20 protein-coding genes are annotated in these 23,104 nt (G+C 58.3%); 9 read left to right on the top strand and 11 right to left on the bottom strand.

Going from position 1 to position 23,104, the window contains the following annotated elements; all coding sequences use genetic code 11:
• Window positions 1–89: 89 nt before the first annotated feature.
• Together MHX65_RS05930 and MHX65_RS05925 are read right to left on the bottom strand one after the other, a co-directional pair.
• Entirely contained in the window at window positions 90–1,676 is a 1,587-nt protein-coding gene (locus MHX65_RS05930; RefSeq protein ID WP_239269261.1) for a succinic semialdehyde dehydrogenase, read from the bottom strand.
• 78 nt (window positions 1,677–1,754) lie between these two features.
• Window positions 1,755–2,831: an oxygenase MpaB family protein gene (locus MHX65_RS05925; RefSeq protein ID WP_239269260.1), complete on the bottom strand. Its 1,077-nt coding sequence runs from the start codon at window positions 2,829–2,831 to the stop codon at window positions 1,755–1,757.
• A 548-nt stretch (window positions 2,832–3,379) separates the two neighbouring features.
• Between MHX65_RS05925 and MHX65_RS05920 the strand changes: the two genes are divergently transcribed.
• The 3 genes from MHX65_RS05920 (at window position 3,380) to MHX65_RS05910 (ending at window position 5,200) form a co-directional block, all read left to right on the top strand.
• Window positions 3,380–3,817, top strand: a complete 438-nt coding sequence (locus MHX65_RS05920) for a DUF6230 family protein (RefSeq protein ID WP_239269259.1) — start codon at window positions 3,380–3,382, stop codon at window positions 3,815–3,817.
• Window positions 3,807–4,574: a DUF6114 domain-containing protein gene (locus tag MHX65_RS05915; RefSeq protein ID WP_239269258.1), complete on the top strand. Its 768-nt coding sequence runs from the start codon at window positions 3,807–3,809 to the stop codon at window positions 4,572–4,574. Before MHX65_RS05920 ends, MHX65_RS05915 begins: the two co-directional genes overlap by 11 nt.
• A gap of 98 nt (window positions 4,575–4,672) precedes the next feature.
• On the top strand, window positions 4,673–5,200 hold the full coding sequence (locus MHX65_RS05910) for a hypothetical protein (RefSeq protein WP_239269257.1): 528 nt from the start codon (window positions 4,673–4,675) through the stop codon (window positions 5,198–5,200).
• 20 nt (window positions 5,201–5,220) lie between these two features.
• Here the strand turns inward: MHX65_RS05910 and MHX65_RS05905 are convergent, their stop codons facing one another.
• The 3 genes from MHX65_RS05905 to MHX65_RS05895 form a co-directional block, all read right to left on the bottom strand.
• Window positions 5,221–7,185, bottom strand: a complete 1,965-nt coding sequence (locus MHX65_RS05905) for an ABC transporter ATP-binding protein (RefSeq protein ID WP_239269256.1) — start codon at window positions 7,183–7,185, stop codon at window positions 5,221–5,223.
• Entirely contained in the window at window positions 7,185–8,927 is a 1,743-nt protein-coding gene (locus tag MHX65_RS05900; RefSeq protein ID WP_239269255.1) for an ABC transporter ATP-binding protein, read from the bottom strand. The genes MHX65_RS05905 and MHX65_RS05900 overlap by 1 nt, the downstream gene beginning before the upstream one ends.
• A 110-nt stretch (window positions 8,928–9,037) precedes the next feature.
• On the bottom strand, window positions 9,038–9,454 hold the full coding sequence (locus tag MHX65_RS05895) for a methylenetetrahydrofolate--tRNA-(uracil-5-)-methyltransferase (RefSeq protein WP_239269254.1): 417 nt from the start codon (window positions 9,452–9,454) through the stop codon (window positions 9,038–9,040).
• Window positions 9,455–9,627: 173 nt separating this feature from the next.
• Between MHX65_RS05895 and MHX65_RS05890 the strand changes: the two genes are divergently transcribed.
• From MHX65_RS05890 to MHX65_RS05880, 3 genes are read left to right on the top strand one after another with little or no spacing between them, the layout of a single operon-like run.
• Entirely contained in the window at window positions 9,628–10,413 is a 786-nt protein-coding gene (locus MHX65_RS05890; protein ID WP_239269253.1) for a phosphoadenylyl-sulfate reductase, read from the top strand.
• A complete protein-coding gene (gene cysD / locus MHX65_RS05885) occupies window positions 10,413–11,312 on the top strand; it encodes a sulfate adenylyltransferase subunit CysD (protein ID WP_239269252.1) in 900 nt (299 codons plus the stop codon). Before MHX65_RS05890 ends, cysD begins: the two co-directional genes overlap by 1 nt.
• Window positions 11,312–12,595, top strand: a complete 1,284-nt coding sequence (locus tag MHX65_RS05880) for a sulfate adenylyltransferase subunit 1 (RefSeq protein ID WP_239269251.1) — start codon at window positions 11,312–11,314, stop codon at window positions 12,593–12,595. Before cysD ends, MHX65_RS05880 begins: the two co-directional genes overlap by 1 nt.
• A 222-nt stretch (window positions 12,596–12,817) precedes the next feature.
• On the opposite strand, the gene MHX65_RS05875 is transcribed toward MHX65_RS05880, so the two are convergent.
• The 4 genes from MHX65_RS05875 to MHX65_RS05860 form a co-directional block, all read right to left on the bottom strand.
• Entirely contained in the window at window positions 12,818–13,489 is a 672-nt protein-coding gene (locus MHX65_RS05875; RefSeq protein WP_370657792.1) for an LppP/LprE family lipoprotein, read from the bottom strand.
• Between the two features lie 46 nt (window positions 13,490–13,535).
• The gene (locus MHX65_RS05870; protein ID WP_239269250.1) at window positions 13,536–14,258 is read right to left on the bottom strand and encodes a hypothetical protein; all 723 of its coding nucleotides are present in this window, start codon (window positions 14,256–14,258) and stop codon (window positions 13,536–13,538) included.
• An 86-nt stretch (window positions 14,259–14,344) separates the two neighbouring features.
• The gene (locus MHX65_RS05865; protein ID WP_239269249.1) at window positions 14,345–14,809 is read right to left on the bottom strand and encodes a hypothetical protein; all 465 of its coding nucleotides are present in this window, start codon (window positions 14,807–14,809) and stop codon (window positions 14,345–14,347) included.
• An 87-nt stretch (window positions 14,810–14,896) separates the two neighbouring features.
• The gene (locus MHX65_RS05860; protein ID WP_239269248.1) at window positions 14,897–15,430 is read right to left on the bottom strand and encodes a hypothetical protein; all 534 of its coding nucleotides are present in this window, start codon (window positions 15,428–15,430) and stop codon (window positions 14,897–14,899) included.
• 374 nt (window positions 15,431–15,804) lie between these two features.
• Between MHX65_RS05860 and MHX65_RS05855 the strand changes: the two genes are divergently transcribed.
• From MHX65_RS05855 to MHX65_RS05845, 3 genes are all read left to right on the top strand, one after another.
• A complete protein-coding gene (locus MHX65_RS05855; RefSeq protein WP_239269247.1) occupies window positions 15,805–16,065 on the top strand; it encodes a hypothetical protein in 261 nt (86 codons plus the stop codon).
• 333 nt (window positions 16,066–16,398) lie between these two features.
• Window positions 16,399–16,653 (top strand): hypothetical protein, encoded by a 255-nt coding sequence (locus MHX65_RS05850; RefSeq protein ID WP_239269246.1) that lies wholly within the window; start codon window positions 16,399–16,401, stop codon window positions 16,651–16,653.
• 176 nt (window positions 16,654–16,829) lie between these two features.
• Complete coding sequence (locus tag MHX65_RS05845; RefSeq protein WP_239269245.1) at window positions 16,830–17,420, top strand: nucleosidase; 591 nt, start codon at window positions 16,830–16,832, stop codon at window positions 17,418–17,420.
• Window positions 17,421–17,487: 67 nt separating this feature from the next.
• Here the strand turns inward: MHX65_RS05845 and MHX65_RS05840 are convergent, their stop codons facing one another.
• Together MHX65_RS05840 and MHX65_RS05835 are read right to left on the bottom strand one after the other, a co-directional pair.
• A complete protein-coding gene (locus MHX65_RS05840) occupies window positions 17,488–18,948 on the bottom strand; it encodes an AI-2E family transporter (RefSeq protein ID WP_239269244.1) in 1,461 nt (486 codons plus the stop codon).
• Between the two features lie 143 nt (window positions 18,949–19,091).
• Window positions 19,092–22,532, bottom strand: a complete 3,441-nt coding sequence (locus tag MHX65_RS05835) for a bifunctional proline dehydrogenase/L-glutamate gamma-semialdehyde dehydrogenase (protein WP_239269243.1) — start codon at window positions 22,530–22,532, stop codon at window positions 19,092–19,094.
• Window positions 22,533–23,104: the final 572 nt, after the last annotated feature.

Below are 23,104 nucleotides of genomic sequence, written 5' to 3'. Positions count from 1 at the left end.
TGTGGATATGTTGTGATAGTACACATATCCCCAACAATTGTGAAGTGGATTACTGGATTTAAAAGCTGGCTGGTTATGCTGCGCAGTGCTTAGGGGAGGAAGCGCAAGGCCTTTCCTAAGCGCAACGCGGAGCTCAGCAGGGTGCCGTAATACTTATTGGGAAGCCAACTTGGCCCGCGCATCGGCATGATCCTTTGCGAGGAAATATTCTTCGCTTCCGTATATTTGGTCAGCCCCTCGTGGCCATGGCGGCGGCCAACGCCGGACTCCTTGACGCCACCCAGCGGGGTGGAAATCGAGGCCCACGTGGAGGCGTAGCCATCATTGATGGTCACGCTGCCAGCATCGATTTTCTCGGCGATGCCCTGCGCGGTTTCGGGTTGGCCGAATACAGAGGAGTTCAGGCCGTAGGGCAATTTATTTGCCTGCTCGATGGCCTCTTCAACATCGCGCACGCGTTGCACGTACACCACGGGGCCAAAGACCTCTTGCTCTGCAAGCTCGGTGCCTTCACCCAAATCAGTGAGAACCGTGGGCTCAAAGTGGTAGGGGCCGATATCCGGGCGGGGCTTGCCGCCGGTAATAACGGTGGCACCCTTTTCTACCGCATCATCGACGAAGTGCTGCACCACATCCAATTGGTTTTGGCCGATGAGTGAACCCATCGTGTAGTCCCAGTTCAAACCGGAACCAAGTTTGATGGATTCGGTTGCCCGGCGGAATGCGGTAATGAATTGATCGAAGATGGCATCGGGCACGTAGATGCGTTCAATCGACACGCACAGCTGGCCTGAATTGGAAAAGCAGGCGGTAGCGATGGTGTCAATATGCTTGTCGATGTCCGCATCCGGCGCGATGATCATTGGGTTCTTGCCGCCCAGTTCTGCGGAGTATCCAACGAGGCGCTCGCCTACGGTGGTGCCCAAAATCTTGCCGGTCTTGGTGGAACCGGTAAACATCAGGTAATCGCAGCGTTCGGAGATGGCGGAGCCGACAACTCGGCCGGAGCCGGTGACGATCTGCAGCAGATCCTTCGGCAGTCCTGCTTCCTTCAAGAGGTAGAGGGAAATCAGGTTAGAAAATGGGGTGGATCCGTCGGGCTTGGCCACAACGCCATTGCCGGCAAGTAGTGCCGCAACGGCATCGGAAATGCCCAATGCTAATGGGTAGTTCCACGGGCTGATTTGCCCCACAACGCCCTTAGGAACTCGCTGCAAGTGAGTTTTGGTGATGAGCGGAAATGCGCCCGGCTGCTTCTGAGTGGCCAGTAGCTTTGGCGCATTATTTGAGTAATAACGCGCGTTATTTAGTACATCGAGTACCTCATCAAAAGCGGCCGTGCGGTCCTTGCCGGTTTCCAGTTGGATGAAATCCGCCAGCAGCTCGCGGTGTTTAGCCACGAGGTGGTGGAAGCGCTTCATTACCTTTACGCGCTGCTTAACGTCGGTGTCGGCCCAGGCCTTTTGGGCCTGACGCGAACGGCGGAAAGCCTCATCTACGTCTTCTTCGGAACCTACTCCAACCCATCCTAATTTTTCTTCGAATAGGGGGGAATGGACCGCTTGGTGCTCGCCTTTATCCAGCGAACCAGTGGAGTAGTTAGTGGTGAGATGTTGTAGCTCAGTCAGTAAATGCTGTGGCAAGGGCCGTTCTTGTAGACGGCGTGGTAAAGACATGTAATGCACGCTCCAGAAAGATCAATGAAAAGGTTCGTGAGCTAAAAAGCTCACGAACAATTGGGAAGCCGGTGTGTTTTAGAACGGGCAGCCGGCAGCACGGCGTGCGGCTACTGCATCATCGGAATCCGGCTTGTCGGTAGATTCCGCGGTGGCAGCAGAGTCCTTAGCCTGGGCGGCGTTGTAGCCTTGGATCTTCTTCGGCTCCTTGTACTTGCCCTCAATCATGCCGTTCTTGATCATCAAGGAACGACCAGGCTCCATGTAGCGCTTGTCCTCTGGGAGGTGGTCCATGATGAAGCGAACGGACTTGGCGATGCGGTCGAAGCGCTTTTGGTCGCGCTTGGTCCACTTCAGATCCAAGATGTCGCGGTACTTCTGCGGCAGGGTAGCCACAGTCAACCAGATGGCGCTGCGCATAATGGGCTTCCAGATAACCTTCCATACGGCCTCTGGAACGCCTTCCGGAGCCTTGACCGGCTCTACGCGTGCGGTGCGCAGTGCGAAGTCAACGGTCTGGTTGCGCTCGAGCACGGTGTCTGCCATGTCATCCATGTACTTGATCAAGTCATCGTAGTTATCAATGACCGGACGCTCAGACATGCCGTACTTGTCCCACCAAGTCACGCCCTCGCGAACGATCTGGTCGCGCTCTTCCTTGGTGAACGGAGTACCGAAGAGATCTTGGGCGTAGATAACGCGGTAGACGAAGGTAGCGTGTGCCCAGTAGTAGGTCTCTGGGTTCAGGGAGTGGTAACGCTCGCCATTTTGCAGCGTGCCCTTAATGGTGACGTGGTAGTCGCGGATACGCTCACCGATGTCCCCATCATCGTAGATGGACTGAATAATCTGCGGCGTAGAGCGCTGCAGACGGGCGAAAGGTTCGTCGAAGAACTTCGAGTGGTCCAAAAGGGACTGACCAATCGCAGGGTGCATATTCTGCAAAATGCCGGTGTAACCGCGCAGCAGCTGCAGGCGGTTATCCGAGCCCCACTTCCACAACAGGGAATCCGGGCCCAAAGGAGCGCGGCGCAGTTCGCGCTTTTCTTCCTTCTTGTCCTGAGCGTTTACTTCTTCTGCTCCGGACTGAGAGGAATCAATGTGGGTATTTTCTTCGTTTGCCTGTGCATTTTCGGGTTTCAGTGAGTTGGACAATTCGACCCTCCTTAGTCGATAAAATCTGATGGTTGTGTAGCGTAACACACACCGGTGCGCACCTATTACATGGCGCACAAATTTGGGGGTGCAACGATGTGCGCTGCGGGTTTAGTGGGGGATCGGAAGTTGACAACGGCAGGGGGTGCGATAATCTTCATTAAACATATGACCTGGGCTACACTGTTGCGGGCGTATTTAATTGCACCCCTATTTGTGTGACGTGTCTCAGGTAGTGTTAACGTGTGTTCAAGCTCATTTAATCAGTGGATTGCGTAGGTCCAATACTCATCGTCGGCTTGTGTACCTCTGGCCGCGGTAAAGAGTGGGCTGAAAATTCACCGTAGACGGGGGATGCCGCTAAAACAGGCTGCTACCCCGCCTTTTCAATTCCACAGAAAGGTTCCTTCATGGGCAGGATTAGTATTCCAAAGTTTGCAACCGCACTGGCTGCCGGGCTTGCGGCTTTTGGTGTAACAGGTTTTGCGGTAGCCCAAGGTGGCTTGACCGCTAATATCGCACTTTCAGGAACCTTCTTTAAGGTGAACATGAGCCACCTAGAGGGCGAAGGATTGTCGATCTTCGTTGATAGGGACAAGATGGGAGAGGAAACCATCCCGGCCGCGCGCTTGAAGTTTGAGCACGCCGTGGCTTCCAACTTGTGCCTGTCTGCCAATCTTCCTGATGTCCCAGGGATTGGCGAGACCACCTTCGCCCTCCGTGCGAATGGTGATGACAGTGTGGAGGTAGAAAACCTCTTGGTTGGTGCTACCGACATTAAGGGTCAGCTCGATCTGACGAACGCCAACGTGGGTGTCGACGCCAGCCAGGTCAATGACAAGGCAGATCCAGGTTCGTGGGGATTGTACGCGCAGAAGGTGACCCTGAGCGCGGATGATATTCGTACGACCTCGGTGGGAGCAGAAAGGCTCGCTGCCTCTGGTGTGAATGTGACGGTGAAGAGGGGAAGCAACAATGGCTGCTAAGTCTTCTGATGATGAGACTTTGCGCATGCCTGCGGTGACCGAAACCGATACCGATAACGGCGAAGCTGCACGCAGCGCCCAAGATTCCTCCCAGGAGTCGGCCGGAAATACCGCTGGTGAGGCCGCCGTTGGCACCGATCACGCTAGTGCTGCGGAGACGAAGGCCGAGGACACCGCTGATGCTGGTGCTGAAGCCACGGCCACGGCGGAAAGCGATGGAGAGAACACATCGCAGTCGGTAGCGGATGCGGTCAAAGGTGCTAATGAACCGCAGGATTCCGCAGCGAATAACAAGAATGACAAAGCCGTAACCAGAGTGGCCCCTAAAGAGAGCTGGTGGAAGCGGTTTAAACACTGGCGCAAGCGTCGTCCGTTCGCGGGTGGCTTGTTGCTTATCTTGTCCGGCATCGCCATCGCTGCGCCGGCCTATATTACTGTGCGCATTTCAGATCTTTTGGTCATGATTTCCACGGTGTCTGGCGTTTCGACGCTCCTTATTGGTGCGGCACTTATCATGTTCGGCCTAGGATCTTGGTTTAGGCAGGAGACATCGTCTTACCTGGGTGTTTTAGCCATCTTGGTAGCGATCGTCGCGCTTCCCACCACCAACCTGGGTGGCTTCGTTATAGGCAGCCTTTTGGGCATTATCGGTGGTGCGCTCGCATTTGCTTGGCAGCCACAGGATCGCCAGAAGTCTCCTAAGAAGCGCAAGAAGAAGAAAAAGTCCCAGGCCAAAGAACTGGCGGTTTCAGCATGAAGCTATTCAGGCTGAGCTCGCTACCGCGTCGTCGCTCCGCTCGTGTGGTAAAAGGTAGTGCGCTCGCAGTGCTCTGCGCTTTTACAGCGGTGTGTGCGGTGAACCAACCTGAGGAAACCCGTGCGCAGGAAGGCTTGGCCTTAGCGCAATCTGAACTCAGCACGGTGACTGCTGATAATGTCACCCTGACTGGAAACGTAAGCGCCTCGCTCATCACTGTGCCTACCGCACAAGGTGAACAACGAGCACTGAAACTCGTAGGTGATAAGTTGGCGGCGCGTAACCTCGCGTTGACCCTGCCCGCTGCTATGGGGCAAGGCAAGCTAACCACTGGTGATGTAGAAACCACCGTCACGGACGGGCCGGTCACCGTCCTGACCACTGGACTGCAGACAACGCCTGCAGTGGTGGATCACCCCACCATTCCGGTAAACGTCGATCTATCCAACGGCGATCTCAACGCGGTGCTTGATCAATTGGGCGTTCCTGACCCGCACGTGGTGCCCGATGCTCCTATCCCGAACGTTTTGATGGAGCACATTTCGCTGCAAGATGTCACCATGGAGCTGGTCAACCTGCAGGGCGCTAATTTGCACGCCCCGCAGGTCCAGCTCAACGTGCAGTAACCACGCAGCGGCTCCTTCCCTTAAGCCTCGTTGAACTGCGATTGGTGCAGGCGCCAATAAGCGCCTTGGGCGCGCAGCAGTTCTTCGTGCGAACCTTGCTCGACGATGCCCCCGTTTTCCATCACCAAGATCAGATCAGCATCCCGGATGGTGGATAGGCGGTGGGCGATGACGAAGGAGGTGCGCTCGGCGCGCAGGGCATTCATGGCCTCCTGGACAAGCACCTCGGTGCGGGTATCCACGGACGAGGTCGCCTCATCCAAGATGAGCAGCGCAGGCTGGGCCAAAAAGGCGCGAGCAATGGTAATCAACTGGCGCTCACCGGCGGAGATGGCGCCGCCATCTTGGTCGATAACGGTGTCATAGCCCTCCGGTAGGGAGTGCACGAAGCGATCGACGTAGGTGGCCTTGGCCGCGGCGATAACCTCATCGTCCGTGGCATCGAGCCGGCCGTAGCGGATATTGTCCATGATGGTGCCCTCAAAGAGGACGGCATCTTGTAGCACCATGCCCACCTGGGAGCGCAGGGCGGTGCGGGGCATGTGGGCGGTTTCGTGGCCATCGATAAGAATGCGGCCTGAATCGATGTCATAAAAGCGCATGAGCAGGTTGACCATGGTGGTCTTGCCCGCGCCGGTGGGCCCCACGATCGCCGCGGTTTGCCCCGGCTCCACGCGTAGGTTGAGCCCGGTAATAAGTTCCTTCTCCGGCGAATAGGAAAAGCCAACGTCCTGAAACTCTACGCGGCCGCGGGCGCGGCCTACTAGCTCATCGCTGGTAGCCTCCAGCGATTGCTCTTCCGCATCGAGGAATTCGAAGACGCGCTCCGCAGAGGCCACGCCGGATTGCACCTGTTGCATCATGCCGCCCAATTGGCCCAGCGGCTGGTTAAATTCGCGGGAGTACTGGATAAAGGCGGTGGCCTGGCCCAGGGTCATCTGCCCGTTGGCCACGCGCAGGCCGCCAAGCACAGCGATGGCCACATAAGACAGGTAGGACACGAACTGCATGATGGGCATCATGATGCCGGAGAGGAATTGCGCCAGTGCAGAGGAGCGGAAGAGCTTGTCATTGCGCTCATCAAATTGGCGCGTCATATCCTCCGTGCGGCCAAAGACGATGCCCAGATCGTGGCCGGAGAAGGACTCTTCCACTTGGCCATTGAGCTGGCCGGTAGCGCGCCACTGGGTTTTAAATTGGCGCTGCGAGCGCCCGCCAATGACCCCGATGATCAGCGCGGTTAGCGGCAGCGCCAAGAGTGCCACCAGGGCAAGTTGCCAAGAGATGCTAAACATCATCACGGTGATGCCCAGGATCATCAGGATGTTATAGAACAGCTGGGAAAGTGCCTGCTGGAGGGCCTGTTGCACATTGTCGATGTCATTGGTGGTGCGCGAGAGGATATCGCCGCGCTGGTGGGAATCGAAGTAATTTAACGGCAGGGCATGCACCTTGGCCTCCACGCGCTTGCGCAGCTCGTAGACCGTGTCGATGGTCAGGCGGTTTAAGATGAGCCCCTGCCAGAGTTCGAAGGCGGCAGAGACGATGTACATCGCGATCACCGCGATGATAAGCGTACCCAAGCGGGTAAAGTCGATGCCCTCGCCGGGAGTGAAATCCATGCCGGAGGCCATATCGGCCACCTGATCCTGGCCCTGGGCGCGCATACCGTCGATGGCCTGCTGCGCCGAGATGCCAGATGACAGCTCGCGGGAGATGACGCCAGAAAAGATGACGTCCATGGCATCGCCCAAGATTTTAGGGGCAAAGACCGCGAGGAAAACACAGACTACGTCCATCGCCGCCACTACCGCTAGCATGCGCTTATAGGGCATGAGTAGCAGCAGTAAGCGCTTGGCAGAAGGCCAAAAATTCTTGGCCTGACGCGGTGCGGAACCGGACCATTCATCGGCGGCGACCTTGGCCTCAAGCTCCTGGAGCTCGGCGTCCTCAGCGGAGGAGTTGTGTGTGGTGTCCTTGGCCATTAGTGCTCTCCTCCAGCTACTCCAGCGGTTTCTTGGGATTCAACGATTTCCTGGTACACCTCTGAGGATTTCAGTAGCTCAGTGTGGGTGCCGCGGGCGACGATGCGCCCTTTATCGATGACCAAAATCTGATCGGCATCCTGGATGGAGGCCACGCGCTGGGCCACGATGATGGTGGTGACGGCCTCGCCGCGCTGAGTAAAGGACTGGTGCATGGCGGCGCGCACATTGGCATCCGTGACCACATCCAGCGCGGAGAAGGAATCATCAAAGAGGTAAATGCGCGGCTGGGCCACGAGCATGCGGGCAATGGATAGGCGCTGGCGCTGCCCGCCCGATACATTGGTGCCGCCCTGTGCAATGGGCATGTCCAGGTCATCGACGAAGTCCGCCTGCGCCACGCGCAGCGCCTCCCATAATTGATCGTCGGTGGCCTCGGGGCGGCCCAAGCGCAGGTTGGAGGCCACCGTGCCGCTAAACAAGTAGGCCTTTTGCGGCACCAGCGAGACACGGCTGACGATGTCCGGGCGGGAGAGGGAGGTGGTAGGGGTGGCATCGATAAGCACCTCGCCCTCGCTCGGGACGTAGAGGCGCGGGATGAGGGACAGCAGCGTGGTCTTGCCCGCGCCGGTAGAACCGATGATCGCGGTGGTGGTGCCGGGAGTGGCGGTAAAGGAAACATCCTCTAGCACCGGGGCATCCGCGCCGGCATAGGAGAAGCTGACATTGCGAAACTCTACGGTGCCGGACATGGTTTCCGGGGTGACGGTATCTTTCGGCGGGGTAATGGACGGCTCGTGGCTTAAAACCCCGGTGATGCGGCGGGCACACACAAGGGCGCGCGGGAGCATCATCGCCATAAACGTGCCCATCATGACGGCGGCGAGGATTTGCAGCAGGTATTGCAGGAAGGCGGTGAGCCCGCCGACATCGACAAGCCCGGCATCCACGCGTTGGCCGCCAAACCACAGCACTGCGCCCGTGGCCACGTTCAAGATGACGGTGATAAGCGGGAACATGAGAACAAAAAGCTGGCCGATTTTCAGCGAAAGCTGGGTAATGTCCTTATTGGCCTTGGTAAAACGCTCAGTTTCATAGGCCTCGCGCACAAAGGCGCGCACGACGCGGATGCCGGTGATTTGCTCGCGCAGGGTGCCGTTGATGGTGTCCAGCTTGTCCTGCATGGAACGAAAAAGCGGCATGAGCCGCGCGATGAGGACGGAGATGGTGCCGAGCAGCACCGCGACAGAAACCCACACCAACCAGGACAGTCCGGCGTCCTCGCGAATGGCCATGATGATGCCGCCGATGGACATAATGGGCGCTGTGACCATGAAGTTCAGCATCATCATGTAGACCATCTGCACCTGCTGCACGTCATTGGTGCCGCGGGTAATAAGGGTGGGCGTGCCGAACTCGCTCATATCTTCCGCGGAAAACGTGGTGACCTTGCGGAAGACCTCGCTGCGCAGGTCCCGGCCCACGCCCATGGCCGTGCGGCTGCCGCACCACACCGCGCCGATGGCGGTAATGACCTGGACAAAGGCTACGATGAGCATGATTGCGCCGGTGTCCCAGATATAGTCGATATCGCCCTTGGACACGCCCTCATCGATGATCTTGGCGTTCAAGGACGGCAGATACAGGGTGGCCGCGGTGGACAGCGCCTGCAGGATAAGTACCGCTAGGACATAGGGCGTATAGGGTGCCGAGCGGGTAAAGAGGATTCGGACCAGATCCATAAACCTGCGCTTCTTTCGAGGGAGAATAGGGATTAACCTGCAAGCATATCTGGTCGGCGCAGATGGGGCGAACGGTATTTATATTTAGGCACCTGACCTCGTAGCCGAACCTAGACCAAGACGTGCGCCAATTGTGCCCTGGCGATGACGCTGGCCCAGTCCTCAAAATCCGTAATTGGCGTGCACAGCCCCTCCCACGTGGTAACGGGAATGCCGCGGGCCTTTAATTCCATGACGATGAGCTCGCGGTCCCCGTGGGTGGCCAGCTGGTGGACCTCGTTATGGGTGATATCGCCGTCTACTCCCACGCGTACGTTTCCCAGTAGGCGCAGCCGCGGGGTCGTACCCGGTGCACACTCGTGCGGCACGGCCTCATCGACCACGCCGGCAAGCCCCGCGAAGCGGCGAAGTAGACCGAACGGTGCAGTTTTTTCTGAGATGAGGTCTACGCACATGCCGGCGCTTAGGAGTCTTTCCACGGTGGATAGGGCGGCAGGACCTTTTCCAATGATGGCGACACGCTGCATAAAAGTTCCTCCTCGGGCAAGTCTGGTCGGCCCGCAATAGACTACATTGTCTATAAAGTTAGGTCGGCTTGGTCTAGAAATAAAACATTTTATTCTCCCTTTCTGCCAAGCTCAGCGCCGTTTCCGGAAAAACGCGCTGCGTGAGCTACCGCGGTTGCCTAGTGTGTGAGCTCATGAACCCAACGACGAACCTGCTGGATGGTGGAAAGTCCTTCCGCGATCCCCATATCTCGCCCGAAGGCACGCGCGATACCGCTCCGCTCTCCGCCGAGGTGGCCGCGCGCAATGAACAGTTAGTGGACACGTGGGCGGATAAGCTCGCCTACGAATCCGCAGAAAACATCGCCGAGTGGGCCGCCGAGCACGCCCTTGGCCGGCTTGCGGTCACCATGTCCATGGAAAATACCGTGCTGGCAGAGCTCTCCCACCGCGCCGGGCTCGCAGCGGATCTGCTCTTCATCGATACCGGCTGGCACTTTCCAGAGACCCTCCAGGTGGCCGAGGAGGTGGACAAGCGCTACCCGGATCTCCCCCTTGTTCGCGTGCTGCCGCTGCTGAGCCCCGAAGAGCAAGATGAGGTGTACGGCCCGCGCCTCTACGCGCGCGATACTGCCGCCTATAACCGCATGCGCAAGGTGGAGCCACTGAATATGGCCATGGACCCTTATGCCGGATGGGTCACGGGCCTGCGCCGGGCCGATTCCGAGCACCGCGCCCACGCCCCGGCACTCAGCCTGGACCGCACCGGGCGGTTGAAGATTTCGCCGATTATCACCTGGAACTTGGACGATACCGATCAGTACATCGCAGATAATGACCTCATCATCCACCCGCTGACCCTGCAGGGATACCGGTCCATCGGCGATGCGCCGTTGACCTTCCCAGTCGGCGATGGTGAGGACGCCCGCTCCGGGCGAGTATTTGGAGATGGCAAGACAGAATGCGGGTTACACGAATAATGAGCACACTTTCCCCACACCTACAAGACCTAGAAAATGAATCCATCCACATCCTGCGCGAGGTGGCCGGGCAATTCGATAAGGTAGGCATCCTCTTTTCTGGCGGCAAGGACTCCGTCGTCGTCTTCGAGCTGGCCCGCCGCGCCTTCGCCCCGGCAACTGTGCCATTTGAATTGCTCCACGTGGATACCGGCCATAACTTCCCCGAGGTCATCAAATTCCGCGATGACTTGGTCGCAGAATCCGGCGCCCGCCTCCACGTCGCCCACGTCCAAGACTGGATCGATAGCGGCGAGCTACAAGAACGGCCCGATGGAACGCGCAACCCGCTGCAGTCGGTGCCGTTGGTAGAGACCATCGCCAAGCGCGAGTACGACGCCGTGCTGGGTGGGGCCCGCCGCGATGAGGAGCGCGCCCGCGCCAAGGAACGCATCTTTTCTATCCGCGATTCCTTCGGCGGGTGGGACCCTCGCCGCCAGCGCCCCGAGCTGTGGGATCTGTACAACGGCGGCAAGATGGCCGGCGAAAACGTGCGCGTCTTTCCCATTTCTAACTGGACCGAATCCGATATTTGGGAATACATTGGCGCGCGCGGGCTCGAGCTGCCGCCCATTTATTATTCGCACCAGCGCGAGGTCTTCAACCGCGGCGGCATGTGGCTTTCGCCAGGTGAATGGGGCGGGCCGAAAGATGATGAGCAGCTAGAGACTCGCACCGTGCGCTACCGCACCGTCGGCGATATGTCCTGCACCGGTGCCGTTGAATCCACCGCCTCCAGCCCAGATGAGGTGCTCGCGGAAATCTCTATTTCCACCCTGTCTGAGCGCGGTGCCACCCGCGCCGATGACAAACTTTCTGAATCCGCCATGGAAGACCGCAAGAAGGAAGGCTACTTCTGATGACGACTACCCTCGCGCCAAATGTCGGCGCCCTCAAACAGCGCGATACCCTGCGCTTATGCACCGCCGGCTCCGTTGATGACGGCAAATCCACCTTCGTCGGCCGCCTGCTCTATGACACCAAGTCCGTGCTCGCGGATCAGGTTGAGTCCATGGAGCGTTCCTCCTCCGATCGCGGTTTCGATGGCATGGACTTATCCCTGCTTGTCGATGGCCTGCGTGCCGAGCGCGAGCAAGGCATCACCATCGACGTGGCCTACCGCTACTTCGCCACCGATAAGCGCACCTTCATCCTCGCCGATACCCCAGGCCACGTGCAGTACACCCGCAATACGGTTACCGGCATGTCCACCTCGCAGGTAGTGGTGCTGCTCATCGATGCCCGCCACGGCGTCGTCGAACAAACCCGCCGCCACCTCAACGTGGCCGCGCTCCTGGGCGTACGCCACGTCGTCCTTGCGGTCAACAAGATCGACCTCGTGGACTATGACGAGCAGGTCTTCCGCGATATCGAGGCCGAATTCCATAAGATTGCGCAGCGCCTGGACATTACCGATACCACCGTCGTGCCCATTTCCGCGCTCAAGGGCGATAACGTGGTCGAGCGCTCCACCACCATGGACTGGTACACCGGCCCCACCGTCCTCGAGGTGCTTGAGACCATTCCCGTCGCCACCGGACGCGCCGATGAGCTGGACTTTCGCTTTCCCATCCAGTACGTCATCCGCGAACACGCCACCGATTACCGCGGCTACGCCGGCCGCGTGAAGGCCGGGTCCATCTCCGTGGGCGATACGGTGCACCTGCCCGAAGGCCGCACCAGCACCGTCACCCAGATCGATACCGCCGACGGGCCAGCTTCCTCGGCCACCGCCGGTGATTCGGTGACGCTACTGCTTGCCGATGACGTCGATCTCACCCGCGGCGATCTCCTCGTCGGCGCCCAGCGTCCCCCGGCCACCCGGGAATTCGCTGCCACGGTGGTAGGCCTTACCGAAAAGGACCTAAAGCCCGGCCAGATGCTCAAGCTGCGCTATGGTTCCTCCCTGGTCAAGGCCCGCATTGCTGCTCTTTCCCGCACCTTGGATCTCGATGGCGTATCTGACGTTGATGATCCTGAGGCCGTTGTTATGAACGATATCGCCCATATCACCATCCAGACCCAGGCCGAACTGCCCGTGGAGGATTACGCCGCCCGCGGCGCCGTGGGAAATTTCCTGCTCATTGATCAATCCTCCGGCAATACCCTGGCCGCCGGCTTCGTAGGCCACCGCTTGCGCTAGTCGTTTTTCGCGCCACTCTCACTTTAGCCGCTGTCGCTCATGTCGCTGCGCGTCATATTGAGGCCTGTGCACCGAGCAACAGCGGCGAAGTTGGGCCCAGCACAGCGGGCCCTTCGATGGCTAGGTGCACGTAGCAGGGGAGTGCAGCCACCAGCGCGAACCTAGCAAGATTTGCCACAAAACGGTTGAAAATTCAGCGAAACGTGCTTGTTTTACATTGACCTATCGTGTTGATGGAACATCACCCGACATGATGACCTTCTGCTCGCTCTCATCCCAGCGGAATCCCGCATTGGTTGTACCCGAGCGGTTGGCATTGCTTTCACCTTTGCGAGGCCAGTGATAGGTCACCGCGATTTCGGAATCGTTTACGCGTTCAACCGTGGGAGCGAAGCCGTAGGGTTCTGCTGTTGCGGTCCCTAAGTACTCACCGTGGTTGAACAGCATGATGTGGTAGGGAGAAGAACTTGTTCCTCCCTCGATCATCAGGGTTTCCCACGATAGGGAAGCGCAAGGGTCGTAGCCTGAGGAATCGATTAGCTCCCAACCGATGGTGTACCACGGCGCAACTTGGGAAACGCTGTCTTGGAACGCTGTCTGGGCGCTTTGCGTACCGCAGGTTTGGTCGGATTTGCTTGCAGAAGAATTCTCGTCACCTAGTTGGGACGCTTGGCTTTCCTCTTCCTCATCCATCACTACGTTGGGCGGCACTGGCTTGGAAGTAGTTTCTTCTCTTGGGGAAGAATCTTTCCTCGAGGTTTCCTGCTCTGCGTCGTCATCTTTTTCTGGTGAGGTGGACCTCGAAGCAGTCTCATACTGGAGGCGTTGACCATCAGCGTTGGTGGAATTATCGTCACAGCCAGCCAGAGCAAGGGACACGTTTGCGAGGATCATTGCTGCTCCGATGGCCAGTACTCGGCCGTGGAAAGGCCTATGCGAGTTAGGCATTCTCAATTGCCCGTCGTCCCATAGTCTTGCGAATCGACCACACGAACTCCCAAAGAATCAACATGAGCGGAGTGGTTACGAGCGTTTTGATCAGTGAGGCGCTGAAGCCTGCGGTCTTAGACTCCAGCTCCGAGGAATCAAAGACGAGGTCCAGGGCGGTGACGTCACTAGCTTCACCGGCAAGGGACAAGCCTCGGATTCCGGCAATAAGCCACATGAGGAGCAGTATGCCCCATAGCACGCACCACATGATGGATTGACAACGTTGGCGGTCTGGCTCGACAGAGAACGCTACATTACTAAAGTCGACGGTGAATTGTTTATTAGCGACGTTGAAGCTTGAATTGCTGCTGGATTGATGATTCGTTGCCTGCGGCTTCCAGTCTTGTTGTTGCGCCGAGTGTTGAGGAGCGTATCCAGGCACCGGGGAATTGGAAGCAGGATTCTCTTGCGGTGCAGTGTCGGACGGGAGAGCAGCGATGTAGCGGATGCGCGCGATATCTACTTCGGCCCCAGTGGCATCAGCCAACTCGTTATCGTATTGCTTGCGCCGGTTGTCCGCGGAAAAGATTTGTCGCGCAGTATTCAGTTCGTCGCGTGCTGCGGTGTCCGCAGGATCTACGTGGGCAAGCTTGTTGTCAATCTCTGCGATGAGATCGGTGGAATCGGCCGAAGCATCGAGGGAGAGAGAGTCGTAGAGGTTGTAGTGGGGCATAGAGAGTTCCTTTCTAGTGTTAGATCCAGGGTTGTACGGAGAAGAGAGTGAGAGATCAGGAAGAGAGTATTTACGTAAAGAGGGAACTAGCAGGGGTCGGAGAAGTCGGCGTTATTATTCAGTGAACGAGCATTGCCACCGTATTGCGCTTTTAGCTCGCACACTTTCTCCACGCTATGGCCTGCGTCGAAGTAGATAGCATAGACGTCGTTGCCGTTTACTTGACTACGAAGAGAGCTGCAAGCGCCGCCGTAAAGAATTTTCGATCCCGGGTACTTGTCCTGTACGCGGGAGGTCTCGCTAAACGGTTCGCCACTTGAGATGAGCACGGACTCAGCGATGAGGATGTATCGGCCGTCGCACTTTCCGTCCCAATCTCCGGCCCAGGCGAATTCATCTTCGGCCCCGGATCTGTTGGTGGTTTCCTTAGCGCTTTCGGCTTTGGCGTTAGCATTGTCGTCGCACAGCAAAACCTCATCAAGCAAGCGGCGTGGGGCACCAGCGTCTTCAAGTTTGGACTGGTCGTAGCATCCCATATCGGATTGCGGCACCGATCTATCTGTTTTGTAAATGTGCCACGCATTGTCGGTCCAATAGAACAAGGCGAGGTTCCCGGTGCCGTCTTCACCTGCAAAAAGCTAAGAGTCATCGCAGTACATCTTTACTGGGGAGCGCAAATCGCTAAGTTTGTCGTCTGCGTATTTATTGCACTTCTCGTATTTGGTCAGCTCTTGTGCTTTAGCATCATTTTCTTCTCTGGGGGATTCTTTTCCTCGTCCTTTTTTGGAATTATCCTCATGCTTGTCGGACTCGGCTCCCTTCTCAGAGTGGGAGTCATCTTTAGCCTCAGAGCTAGTCGCCAATGCAGGTTCATTTGGATCATCTGCATCATTTGTATCGTTCCTATCAACGAATGCCCAAGCTAGACCGCCAACCAGAGCGAGAACCGCTAGCACAGAGATGACTAGGAACACGATGCGTCTATTTTTACTGGAGGACTTAGGGTGTTCAAAGTTCTCGTCTGTAGATGATGCTGCAGTAGTCGAGGCTGTAGAGGAATTAGGTGAGGGCGTGCCCCAAGCTTGTTCCTTGCGCGGCAAGGGGCGCATACCTTCAGTAGAAGGATCCGAGGAGGGGTGATCCGGCTGGCCCCAAGCATTGTTGTCGTTCAAAAGCTGGACTCCTCCATAAGCAATTTAAGAGCGGAATACGAGAGAGATTGGACAATCTAACGATTAATCCATGATGTACTAGTGACATACAATTTGCAGAAATTGTTTCAATTAAACTTTAATCTAGGCATTTAGCTCCATTCAAGTTACTTTCGCATAAAACGAACGACATAAGTACGACATCTGTGCGGTCAAGAGTTGAAGCTAGAGGGAGTAAGTCGCCCCAAAACCGTTGAATAAAAGGGCCTAGCAACAGCTGAAGGCTGTGCTTTAGTGCGAGAGCTTGAGCAAACGAGGGACTTGCAGTCGGGAATAGTAAGCCGGCTCCTTCCTGGCCAGCTTAACCCTAAGTGTGACCTAAATTTGAATCCTCTATGAGGAACGAGAAAGAAGCACCTGTGGCACTGGAGCGAAATCGCAATGCGTCCGAATTTCACACAGCTCGCAAACGAGTGAGCGTGCCCCGAGACCTTATCAGGCGATTAGGCGGTGCGTTGGCCTATGGCGCAATCGAAGCTTTCGGACCAGATGCCCAATCAGAATTGAGCAAAGTCTTTGATTTGGGTGACGTTATTGACCTCATCTTGCTATGTCAGCTGCCGGAAATGGAGATCGCGCCGGGAGTGGAGCAGTAGGTGGAGAGAGACTACGCCAAGAAGCTGCTGGGGCGAATCAGTGCGGGGGCTACGCCTTAGGAGCCTTATGACCGCCAGCTGCGTGCGACTGTGGTGCGGGTATCGCGTGGGGCGTTCGCCTGTGGACCTTGCCGGGCGTCAGTGCCTTCCCAAGGATGTGGAAAGGGCATTCCCAGAGTCGTTTTCCATTGCGATATCACCAGTCCCTACACATTGCCGGAGGAGGTGTGGCTGGGGATGTACGTGGCCAATGCGACGCGGCTCGGAGAGCTAAACACTCAGGTAGAAGGTGCCGGGTTGGATGAGAACTGACAGCAAGGGTTGCGGCTGGGGATGAGCCTGGCCGCAACCTACCGCCAAGTCTGGAGTTCCGTGCGCGGCCAGTGGCACGTGAGCCCGCAGACGCGCTATATCGTGCTCTCGTGCTTTGGCTATTGCCCCTTTGTCTGCCGCGTGACCGAGGGCAGTTGGCGCCGCGATTCCTTCGACGAGAGCCACGGTCGTTTCAAGGTCACGGAAAGGTATTTGATAGATGTGGATCGCGAACGCTTCATTCACCTTGACAGCCCAGATCCGGGTGGTGCTTAGTTGCCCACGGCACGGGAGGCGGCGGAGGCGACGACGGAGGAAGACCTCGCCGTCGCAAGTACGCTTACTGGCCGAATCATCGCCGTGGGCGCCGGGCATAAAAATATTACGATTCGCCTGCACCAAAGGAACCACACGTTGAACTTTGATTAGGGCGAGCAGGTATTCTCGCAGACATGGAGAATCTCAACGGACGCACACTTTTCGTCGCCGCCGTGGACGCCGAAGCTGCGCACATTCCAGACGGCGAAGCGCTGCTCATTACCGGTATCGGCACGGTTCCGGCCGCGATTTGCCTGACCGAAGTATTGGCAGAGGCTCGCGCAAACGATGCTTTGCCTGAGCGCGTGGTCAATATCGGAACGGCGGGCGCGCTTGTCGATGGCATGGATGGCGTCTTCGAGATCAATAAAGCAACCAAGCACGATTTCAAGCTAGAAGTGCTGACCGATATCAGCCGTTACCTCCTGCCAGAATTCATCGAGCTGGAGACCTCCGGCGAGCTCCCAGCACGCGGGCTGGCCACCGGTGACATGTTTGTCTCTACTACCGCAATGCGCAATGAGCTGGTGAAAAAATCCCAGCTGTGCGATATGGAGGGCTATTCTATTGCCGCTACCTGCCAGCGCTTTGGTGTGCCTTGCACGCTATTGAAGCAGGTCTCTGATTCCGCTAATGAGGAATCGATGGGCACCTGGGCTGGCGTCTTGGACCGCAGCGCCCGCCAGTTGGCCGCCGCCGCAGCCGATTTAGGCTTCTTGCGCTAGCTGATGCCTTCGTTGCCTTCCTTCCCGTTTCGCACGGCGGAGGAAGGGCTGGGGAAGCGCGGATTCTTTAAGTCAGCGGGCTCATGGCCGCAAAAAGCTGCTTCACCTTTTTGCGAGGAGACTCTTCGAGGGAGCTCTCGCTGTCGCCTTCTTCGCCGGTGCGCTTGGTCTCAGGGTCTGTATTGTCCGCGTCCTCAGCTTCGTCGTCTTTGGACGTGGACTTGGATCCGGTGACGATTTCAATGTCATTGGGGGAGACCTCACCGGCGCGCAGGGCGGCCATCTCTGCGTGGTAGCGCAGGACAACGGTAATGGTGGCGGCGACTGGCACGGCGAGGAAAGCACCGACGATGCCGGCCAGAGTGGAGCCCACGGTGATGGAGAGCAAGACGATGGCCGCGTGCAGGCCCATGGCCTTGGATTGCAGGATGGGCTGGAGGACGTTGCTTTCTACCTGCTGGACAATGATGATAAGCGCCAGCGCGAGCAGCGCATTGGTCAGGCCGTTGGATACCAAGGCGATAATGACGGCTAAGGCGCCAGCGGTGACGGCACCGATGATGGGGATAAAGCCCGCGAAGAATGTGATGACGGCGATGGCCAGTGCCAGTGGGACCTGGAGAACCCAGAGGCCGAGGCCGATAAAGACGGCATCGACAAGCGCGACTAGGGCTTGGGCCTGAATGAAGCCAGACAGCGTCTTCCAGACGCGGGAAGTAAGTTCCGTGATGTGCCAGGCGGCGGAGTTACCGGTGTATTTGCGCAACCAGGGCAGGAACCTATCGCCGTCTTTAATGATGAAGAAGGTGATAAAGAGCATGATGACGGTGGCTACCGCAATGGAGCTGGCCATGGAGAAACCGGAAAGCACGCCGGTGGCGATGGTGGAGGCCTGGCCCTTGGCAAAGGACACGATGTCCTCGAGGACCGATTGCAGTTGGTCCACCTCAATATCCAGCGGGGAATCATTGACCATCTTGGTCAGCTGCATAATGCCGGCTTCGGCCTCATTAATAAGCACCTTGGATTGTGCGGTGACCATGGGCGCCATGGCAGCAAAGATGCCACCGAAAATAACCACCAAGCCCAAAAGCGTCGTGACCGCTGCCAGCGTGCGGGGAAAGCCCTTGGAGCGCAGCCAGGCGCTGACCGGATAAAGCACCGTCGAGACCAAGATGGCGAGGATAACCGGCAGCAGGCCCACCCAAATAAAGCGCAGCAGGAAACCCGCTAGCCCCAATCCTGCGACGATGAGGATAAAGCACACCGAAATCTTGGCCATGCTGCGGAAGTCCTTGGCCAGCACGGCGGACTTATTATCGCGATTGGCGGGATCGGCGGTGGCGACCTCCGCGCCTAACTGGGACTCATCGGGGGAGACTAGCGGCGCGGCATAGGGGTTCTTCGCATCGGCTTTGCGGTTGACGGAGTTTTGCTCGAGCGCCGACGGGTACTGCGCGCGCTGCGCCGCGTCCTGGCCCGGGTGCTGCCCGGCACCGTTAGGGGAGTGGTTATCTGGCGTAGTCATTCATCTACTATGCCACAGGAAACCACCTAGAGATAGCGCAGGAAAAGCAGAGAAAAAGATAGCGCCCCACCCAACTCCCAGCAAGAAAGCGGGAGAAGGTGGGGCGCTTACTCAATCTGCCGCGACGGGCAGCAATCGGCGTATTAGTCGCGCAGGTTGCCCACGTTGCGGATGATGCCGAAGCGGTGCATGGTCACGGAGACTGCCTGCTCGAGGAGGTAAGGCATGAGCTCACGGCGGCCATCGGCAAGCACGGGCTGGTCCAGTACCACGGAGTTGGAGCGCACCGCTGCCTCGTAGACGGAATCCGGTACGGTGCCCAGGGCACGCACGCGGGAGGACTCGTCATTGGCCACGGCGGCAGCGAAGGAACCATCAGAAATGGACTTCACGTCGAAGCCGCGCTCCTGCAGCTGGGCGGCAACCTCTGGGGCGGCGGAGATTTCCGTCTCGGTGCCGGTAATCCCGGAAGCCAGTACCTGGCGGGCAACATCGCGCAGCTTGTAGTCCTCGCCCACGCGGATGCGCAGCTTGGTGAGCAGCGGGCGGTAGCGGAAGCGGTTGGCTTCAGCGACCAGCGCGGTGCGGTCGGGGGTGCGGCCGAATTCCTCGAGCCACGCAATCCGGTCCAGCTCGGCGGCGCGCCAGAGCCATTCCAGATCGTCCTGGCTGAGCTCATCAGAAAGCTCATCGCGCAGGCGCTGCAGAATCTTTACGCTGGCTGGGGCGATATCCACGTCGCGCGGCTTGAGTTCGCCATCGGTCCAGGTGCCCATCTGGGCTACGTAGTTAGGGCCGCCGGCCTTCGCGCCCGGTCCCATGACGGACTTCTTCCAGCCACCGAAGGACTGGCGCTGAACAATCGCGCCGGTAATGCCGCGGTTGACGTAGGCGTTGCCCACCTCAACGTTGTCGATCCAGTACTCGATTTCCTTGTCATCCAGGGAGTGGATGCCGCCGGTCAGGCCATAGCCGGTGCTGTTTTGCCAAGCGATGGCCTCTTCCAAGGTATCGGCGTACATGATGCCGAGGATGGGGCCGAAGCACTCATTCTTGTGGTACCAAGAGCCCGGCTGGACATTATCGCGAATACCCGGGGACCACAGGGTGCCTTCCTCGTTGAGTTTCTCTGGCTTCAGCAGCCACTTCTCGCCCGGCTCCAGCTGGGTCAGGCCGCGCAGCAGCTTCTCACTCGGCTTTTCAGCCAGGCCATTCATCGTGGTGGTGATGTCATAGCCCGGGCCAGGCTTCAAGGTCTTGACGGAATCCAGCAGCTGCTCGCGCAGGCGCTTGGACTTGCCCGCAGCGCCGACGAAAATCACCAGCGAGGCGGCCGAACACTTCTGGCCGGAGTGGCCGAAGGCGGAGTTGTACAGGTCCTGGATGGCCAGGTCTGGGTCGGCGGCCGGGGTGATGACCAGCGCGTTCTTACCGGAGGTCTCTGCCATCAGGTTCATCTTGGGCTTCCAGGAGCGGAAGAGCGCACCGGTATCGGACGCGCCGGTCAAGATGATGTTGTCCACGTCATCGTGGGAAAGCAGGGCCTTGCCGGCATCGCCTTCATCAGTAAGCACCAGCTGCACCAGATCCGGGTCCAGCCCTTCTGCCTCCAAAGCGGTGCGGAAGGCCTCAACCACCATCTTGCCGCAGTGGACCACCTGGGGAGCAGGCTTGACGATGACCGCCGAGCCCGCCGCCAAGGAAGCAGCAATGCCGCCGGTAGGAATGGCGATGGGGAAGTTCCACGGCGGGGTCACCACGGTGACGGTGTGCGGGTGGAACTCGGAGTGTGCCTCTTCCAAGAAGCGAGCCGATTGTCCGTAGTAGGTGCAGAAGTCAATGGCTTCCGAGATCTCAGGGTCAGTCTGGGTGACCGTCTTATTTGCCTCATAAGCGGCTACGGAGATGAAGTCTCCGCGCTTGGCGGCCAGCTGGTCCGCGACGGCGTCCAGGGCTGTGGCGCGTTCTGCGGCGGGGCGCTTGCCCCATTCGGTGCCCAGCTCCTTGGCGCGGGCGACGTAGCTTTCAACAGCAGACGGGTCGGTAACCTCTTGGACGCCGTGCTCACCGGGGTCATTTGCAAGCGCACGCTTGGCCCAAGTGCGGTTCGGGGTAATTGCCGGGTCCGTATCAGGTTCGTTCCTGAAGCGACCGGAATCCGGTGCCTGGCGCCCGGAATCCTCGAGGCGGTTTTGGGTGCGGCGCGATCCGGCGAAGGTATCCCAGCGCTTGGCAACGGCTTTGCGGAACGTCTCTTCCTGGCTTGCCAGCGGCTCCTCACCCGGGGCGAAGAGGGCGTAGAGGAAGTTCTGCGGCGCGGAGTTCTCCTCCAGGCGGCGCACCAGGTAGGACACGGCGACGTCGAAATCATCCGCGTGGACGACGGGGGTGTAGAGGATCTGGCGGCCCTCGTAGACCTTGCGCACCGCTGCCTGCTGCGCCGGGGACATGCCCTGCAGCATCTCAGAATCCAGCATGTGCAGCACGCCACGCTTTACACCCAGCTCGTAGGCCATGGCGATGGTGTACAGGTTGTGGCTGGCCACACCGATGCGGATGCAGTCTGCGAATTCCTCCTGCAGGATGTAATCCAGCAGACGGTAGTAGTTAGCGTCTACGTCTAGCTTATTGGTGTAGGTAGCCAGCGGCCAGTCGTGGACTTCGCTTTCAGCGGTTTCCATGGACAGGTTGGCACCCTTTACAATGCGCACCTTGACCTTGGCGCCGCCCTCTGCCACGCGCTGCTTGGCAAATTCCGCGATGTCCTGGAGGGCATCGAAGGTATCGGGCAGGTAAGCCTGCAACACGATTCCGGATTCCAGATTCTTGAACTCCGGCTCGCTCATCAGGCTCTTGAACAGGCGCAGCGTCAGGTGGAGGTCGTGGTATTCCTCCATGTCCATGTTGATAAAGACCTGTGGGTTGCGGCGTGCGGCTTCCTGGTAGAGCGGGCGCAGGCGGTCCTTCAGGCGCTCCACGGAACTGCCGATGTCCCAGTTATTCAGCTGCGCCACCATCGAGGACGCCTTGACGGATACGTAGGTCACGCGCGGGTTCTTGATGAGATCCAGCGTGCGGCGCGCGCGGGACTTTGCTTCCTCTTCACCGAGCACGGCCTCACCCAAAAGGTTGAGATTCAACTGCTCGCCGGAAGCAGCGGCCTTTTCCAGGGTGTCATTGAGCGCATCCGATTCCGCGTCCAGCACCAGGTGGCCAACCATCTTGCGCATGTATAGGCGCGCTACCGGCATGACCAGGTTAGGCAGGATCGGGCCGAAGAAACCGCCGGCGCCGACGAGTGCGCCATTGATGCTGCCCAAGAAGGAAGGATCGTACTGGGAAGAAATATCCTTCAGTGCCTTGGCCGCGACCTTGTCATCCTCTGGGCGCATGACGCGGTCAACGAAGTCCATGGTGAACTTCACGCCATTGTCATCGCGCAACAGCTCCGCGAGCTGCTCGGTGGCCTTGTCCTTTTCATCTGCGGTGGAATCGAGCCAGCCTTGCGCCCGCTTAATGGCGGCGGGCAGTACGGCCTCAACATCATCAGATAGTGGCGTGCGGGTGTATGCGGGAGAAGTCATGTGAAATTCAACCTCTTTTTCGAAACGTGTACTTCCAGGTTGGTGGCCAACCCACACCGCGGTGTGGCCTTTGTTCTGTGACTCTTAGCGCCGGGGGCAGAAGGTGGCTGGTAAGTCTATGGAAATTGGAAAGCATGCGAGCGATTAGGACTCCGCATACCTGGCAATGAGTGGAACACGCGGGATGCGCGCGCCGCTGCTCGGTGGTTTAAGCCAAGCGAATCAACAAGCCATAGTGCTATCGGTAGTGGGGACCGGGGGCCTGTCGCTATGGCGGCGGACGCGTGCCAAGTTGGTGTTCAACACTCACCTGCTTTCTACACTGTGGCGATGTGGAGCTAGGGGCAGGAAAGAAAGCCCAGTAGTGGTTTCCTATTCCGGTCCTAGTATGGGCATCACCGGCCGAATGTGGCCGATTGATGCGCGGGAAATGCTATGTAGTTGTCTGTGAAGTCAATTATAGGGTTGTCGATATAGTGATGCTAGTCTCGTTAGGGAAATCGGCCGTGGGGGTAAAAAGGTAAAAAATAAAACCCCAGCATGTGGGGTTTTGAGGGGGTGGGGCCACGATT

The organism is Corynebacterium sp. ACRPS (assembly GCF_022346005.1).
Taxonomy (GTDB): domain Bacteria; phylum Actinomycetota; class Actinomycetes; order Mycobacteriales; family Mycobacteriaceae; genus Corynebacterium.
The sequence above is the reverse complement of the archived record's forward strand: the minus strand, read 5'-3'. Positions and strand labels throughout refer to the sequence as shown.

What these genes read in the sequence shown, in the direction of transcription:
- MHX65_RS05915 (WP_239269258.1), top strand. Translation starts at nt 3,807, where the DNA reads ATGGCTGCTAAGTCTTCTGATGATGAGACTTTGCGCATGCCTGCGGTG.
- MHX65_RS05895 (WP_239269254.1), bottom strand. Translation starts at nt 9,454, where the DNA reads ATGCAGCGTGTCGCCATCATTGGAAAAGGTCCTGCCGCCCTATCCACC.
- MHX65_RS05900 (WP_239269255.1), bottom strand. Translation starts at nt 8,927, where the DNA reads ATGGATCTGGTCCGAATCCTCTTTACCCGCTCGGCACCCTATACGCCC.
- MHX65_RS05905 (WP_239269256.1), bottom strand. Translation starts at nt 7,185, where the DNA reads ATGGCCAAGGACACCACACACAACTCCTCCGCTGAGGACGCCGAGCTC.
- MHX65_RS05920 (WP_239269259.1), top strand. Translation starts at nt 3,380, where the DNA reads ATGAGCCACCTAGAGGGCGAAGGATTGTCGATCTTCGTTGATAGGGAC.
- MHX65_RS05880 (WP_239269251.1), top strand. Translation starts at nt 11,312, where the DNA reads ATGACGACTACCCTCGCGCCAAATGTCGGCGCCCTCAAACAGCGCGAT.
- MHX65_RS05855 (WP_239269247.1), top strand. Translation starts at nt 15,805, where the DNA reads ATGAGGAACGAGAAAGAAGCACCTGTGGCACTGGAGCGAAATCGCAAT.
- cysD (WP_239269252.1), top strand. Translation starts at nt 10,413, where the DNA reads ATGAGCACACTTTCCCCACACCTACAAGACCTAGAAAATGAATCCATC.
- MHX65_RS05850 (WP_239269246.1), top strand. Translation starts at nt 16,399, where the DNA reads ATGAGCCTGGCCGCAACCTACCGCCAAGTCTGGAGTTCCGTGCGCGGC.
- MHX65_RS05890 (WP_239269253.1), top strand. Translation starts at nt 9,628, where the DNA reads ATGAACCCAACGACGAACCTGCTGGATGGTGGAAAGTCCTTCCGCGAT.
- MHX65_RS05875 (WP_370657792.1), bottom strand. Translation starts at nt 13,489, where the DNA reads ATGATCCTCGCAAACGTGTCCCTTGCTCTGGCTGGCTGTGACGATAAT.
- MHX65_RS05930 (WP_239269261.1), bottom strand. Translation starts at nt 1,676, where the DNA reads ATGTCTTTACCACGCCGTCTACAAGAACGGCCCTTGCCACAGCATTTA.
- MHX65_RS05835 (WP_239269243.1), bottom strand. Translation starts at nt 22,532, where the DNA reads ATGACTTCTCCCGCATACACCCGCACGCCACTATCTGATGATGTTGAG.
- MHX65_RS05840 (WP_239269244.1), bottom strand. Translation starts at nt 18,948, where the DNA reads ATGACTACGCCAGATAACCACTCCCCTAACGGTGCCGGGCAGCACCCG.
- MHX65_RS05870 (WP_239269250.1), bottom strand. Translation starts at nt 14,258, where the DNA reads ATGCCCCACTACAACCTCTACGACTCTCTCTCCCTCGATGCTTCGGCC.
- MHX65_RS05845 (WP_239269245.1), top strand. Translation starts at nt 16,830, where the DNA reads ATGGAGAATCTCAACGGACGCACACTTTTCGTCGCCGCCGTGGACGCC.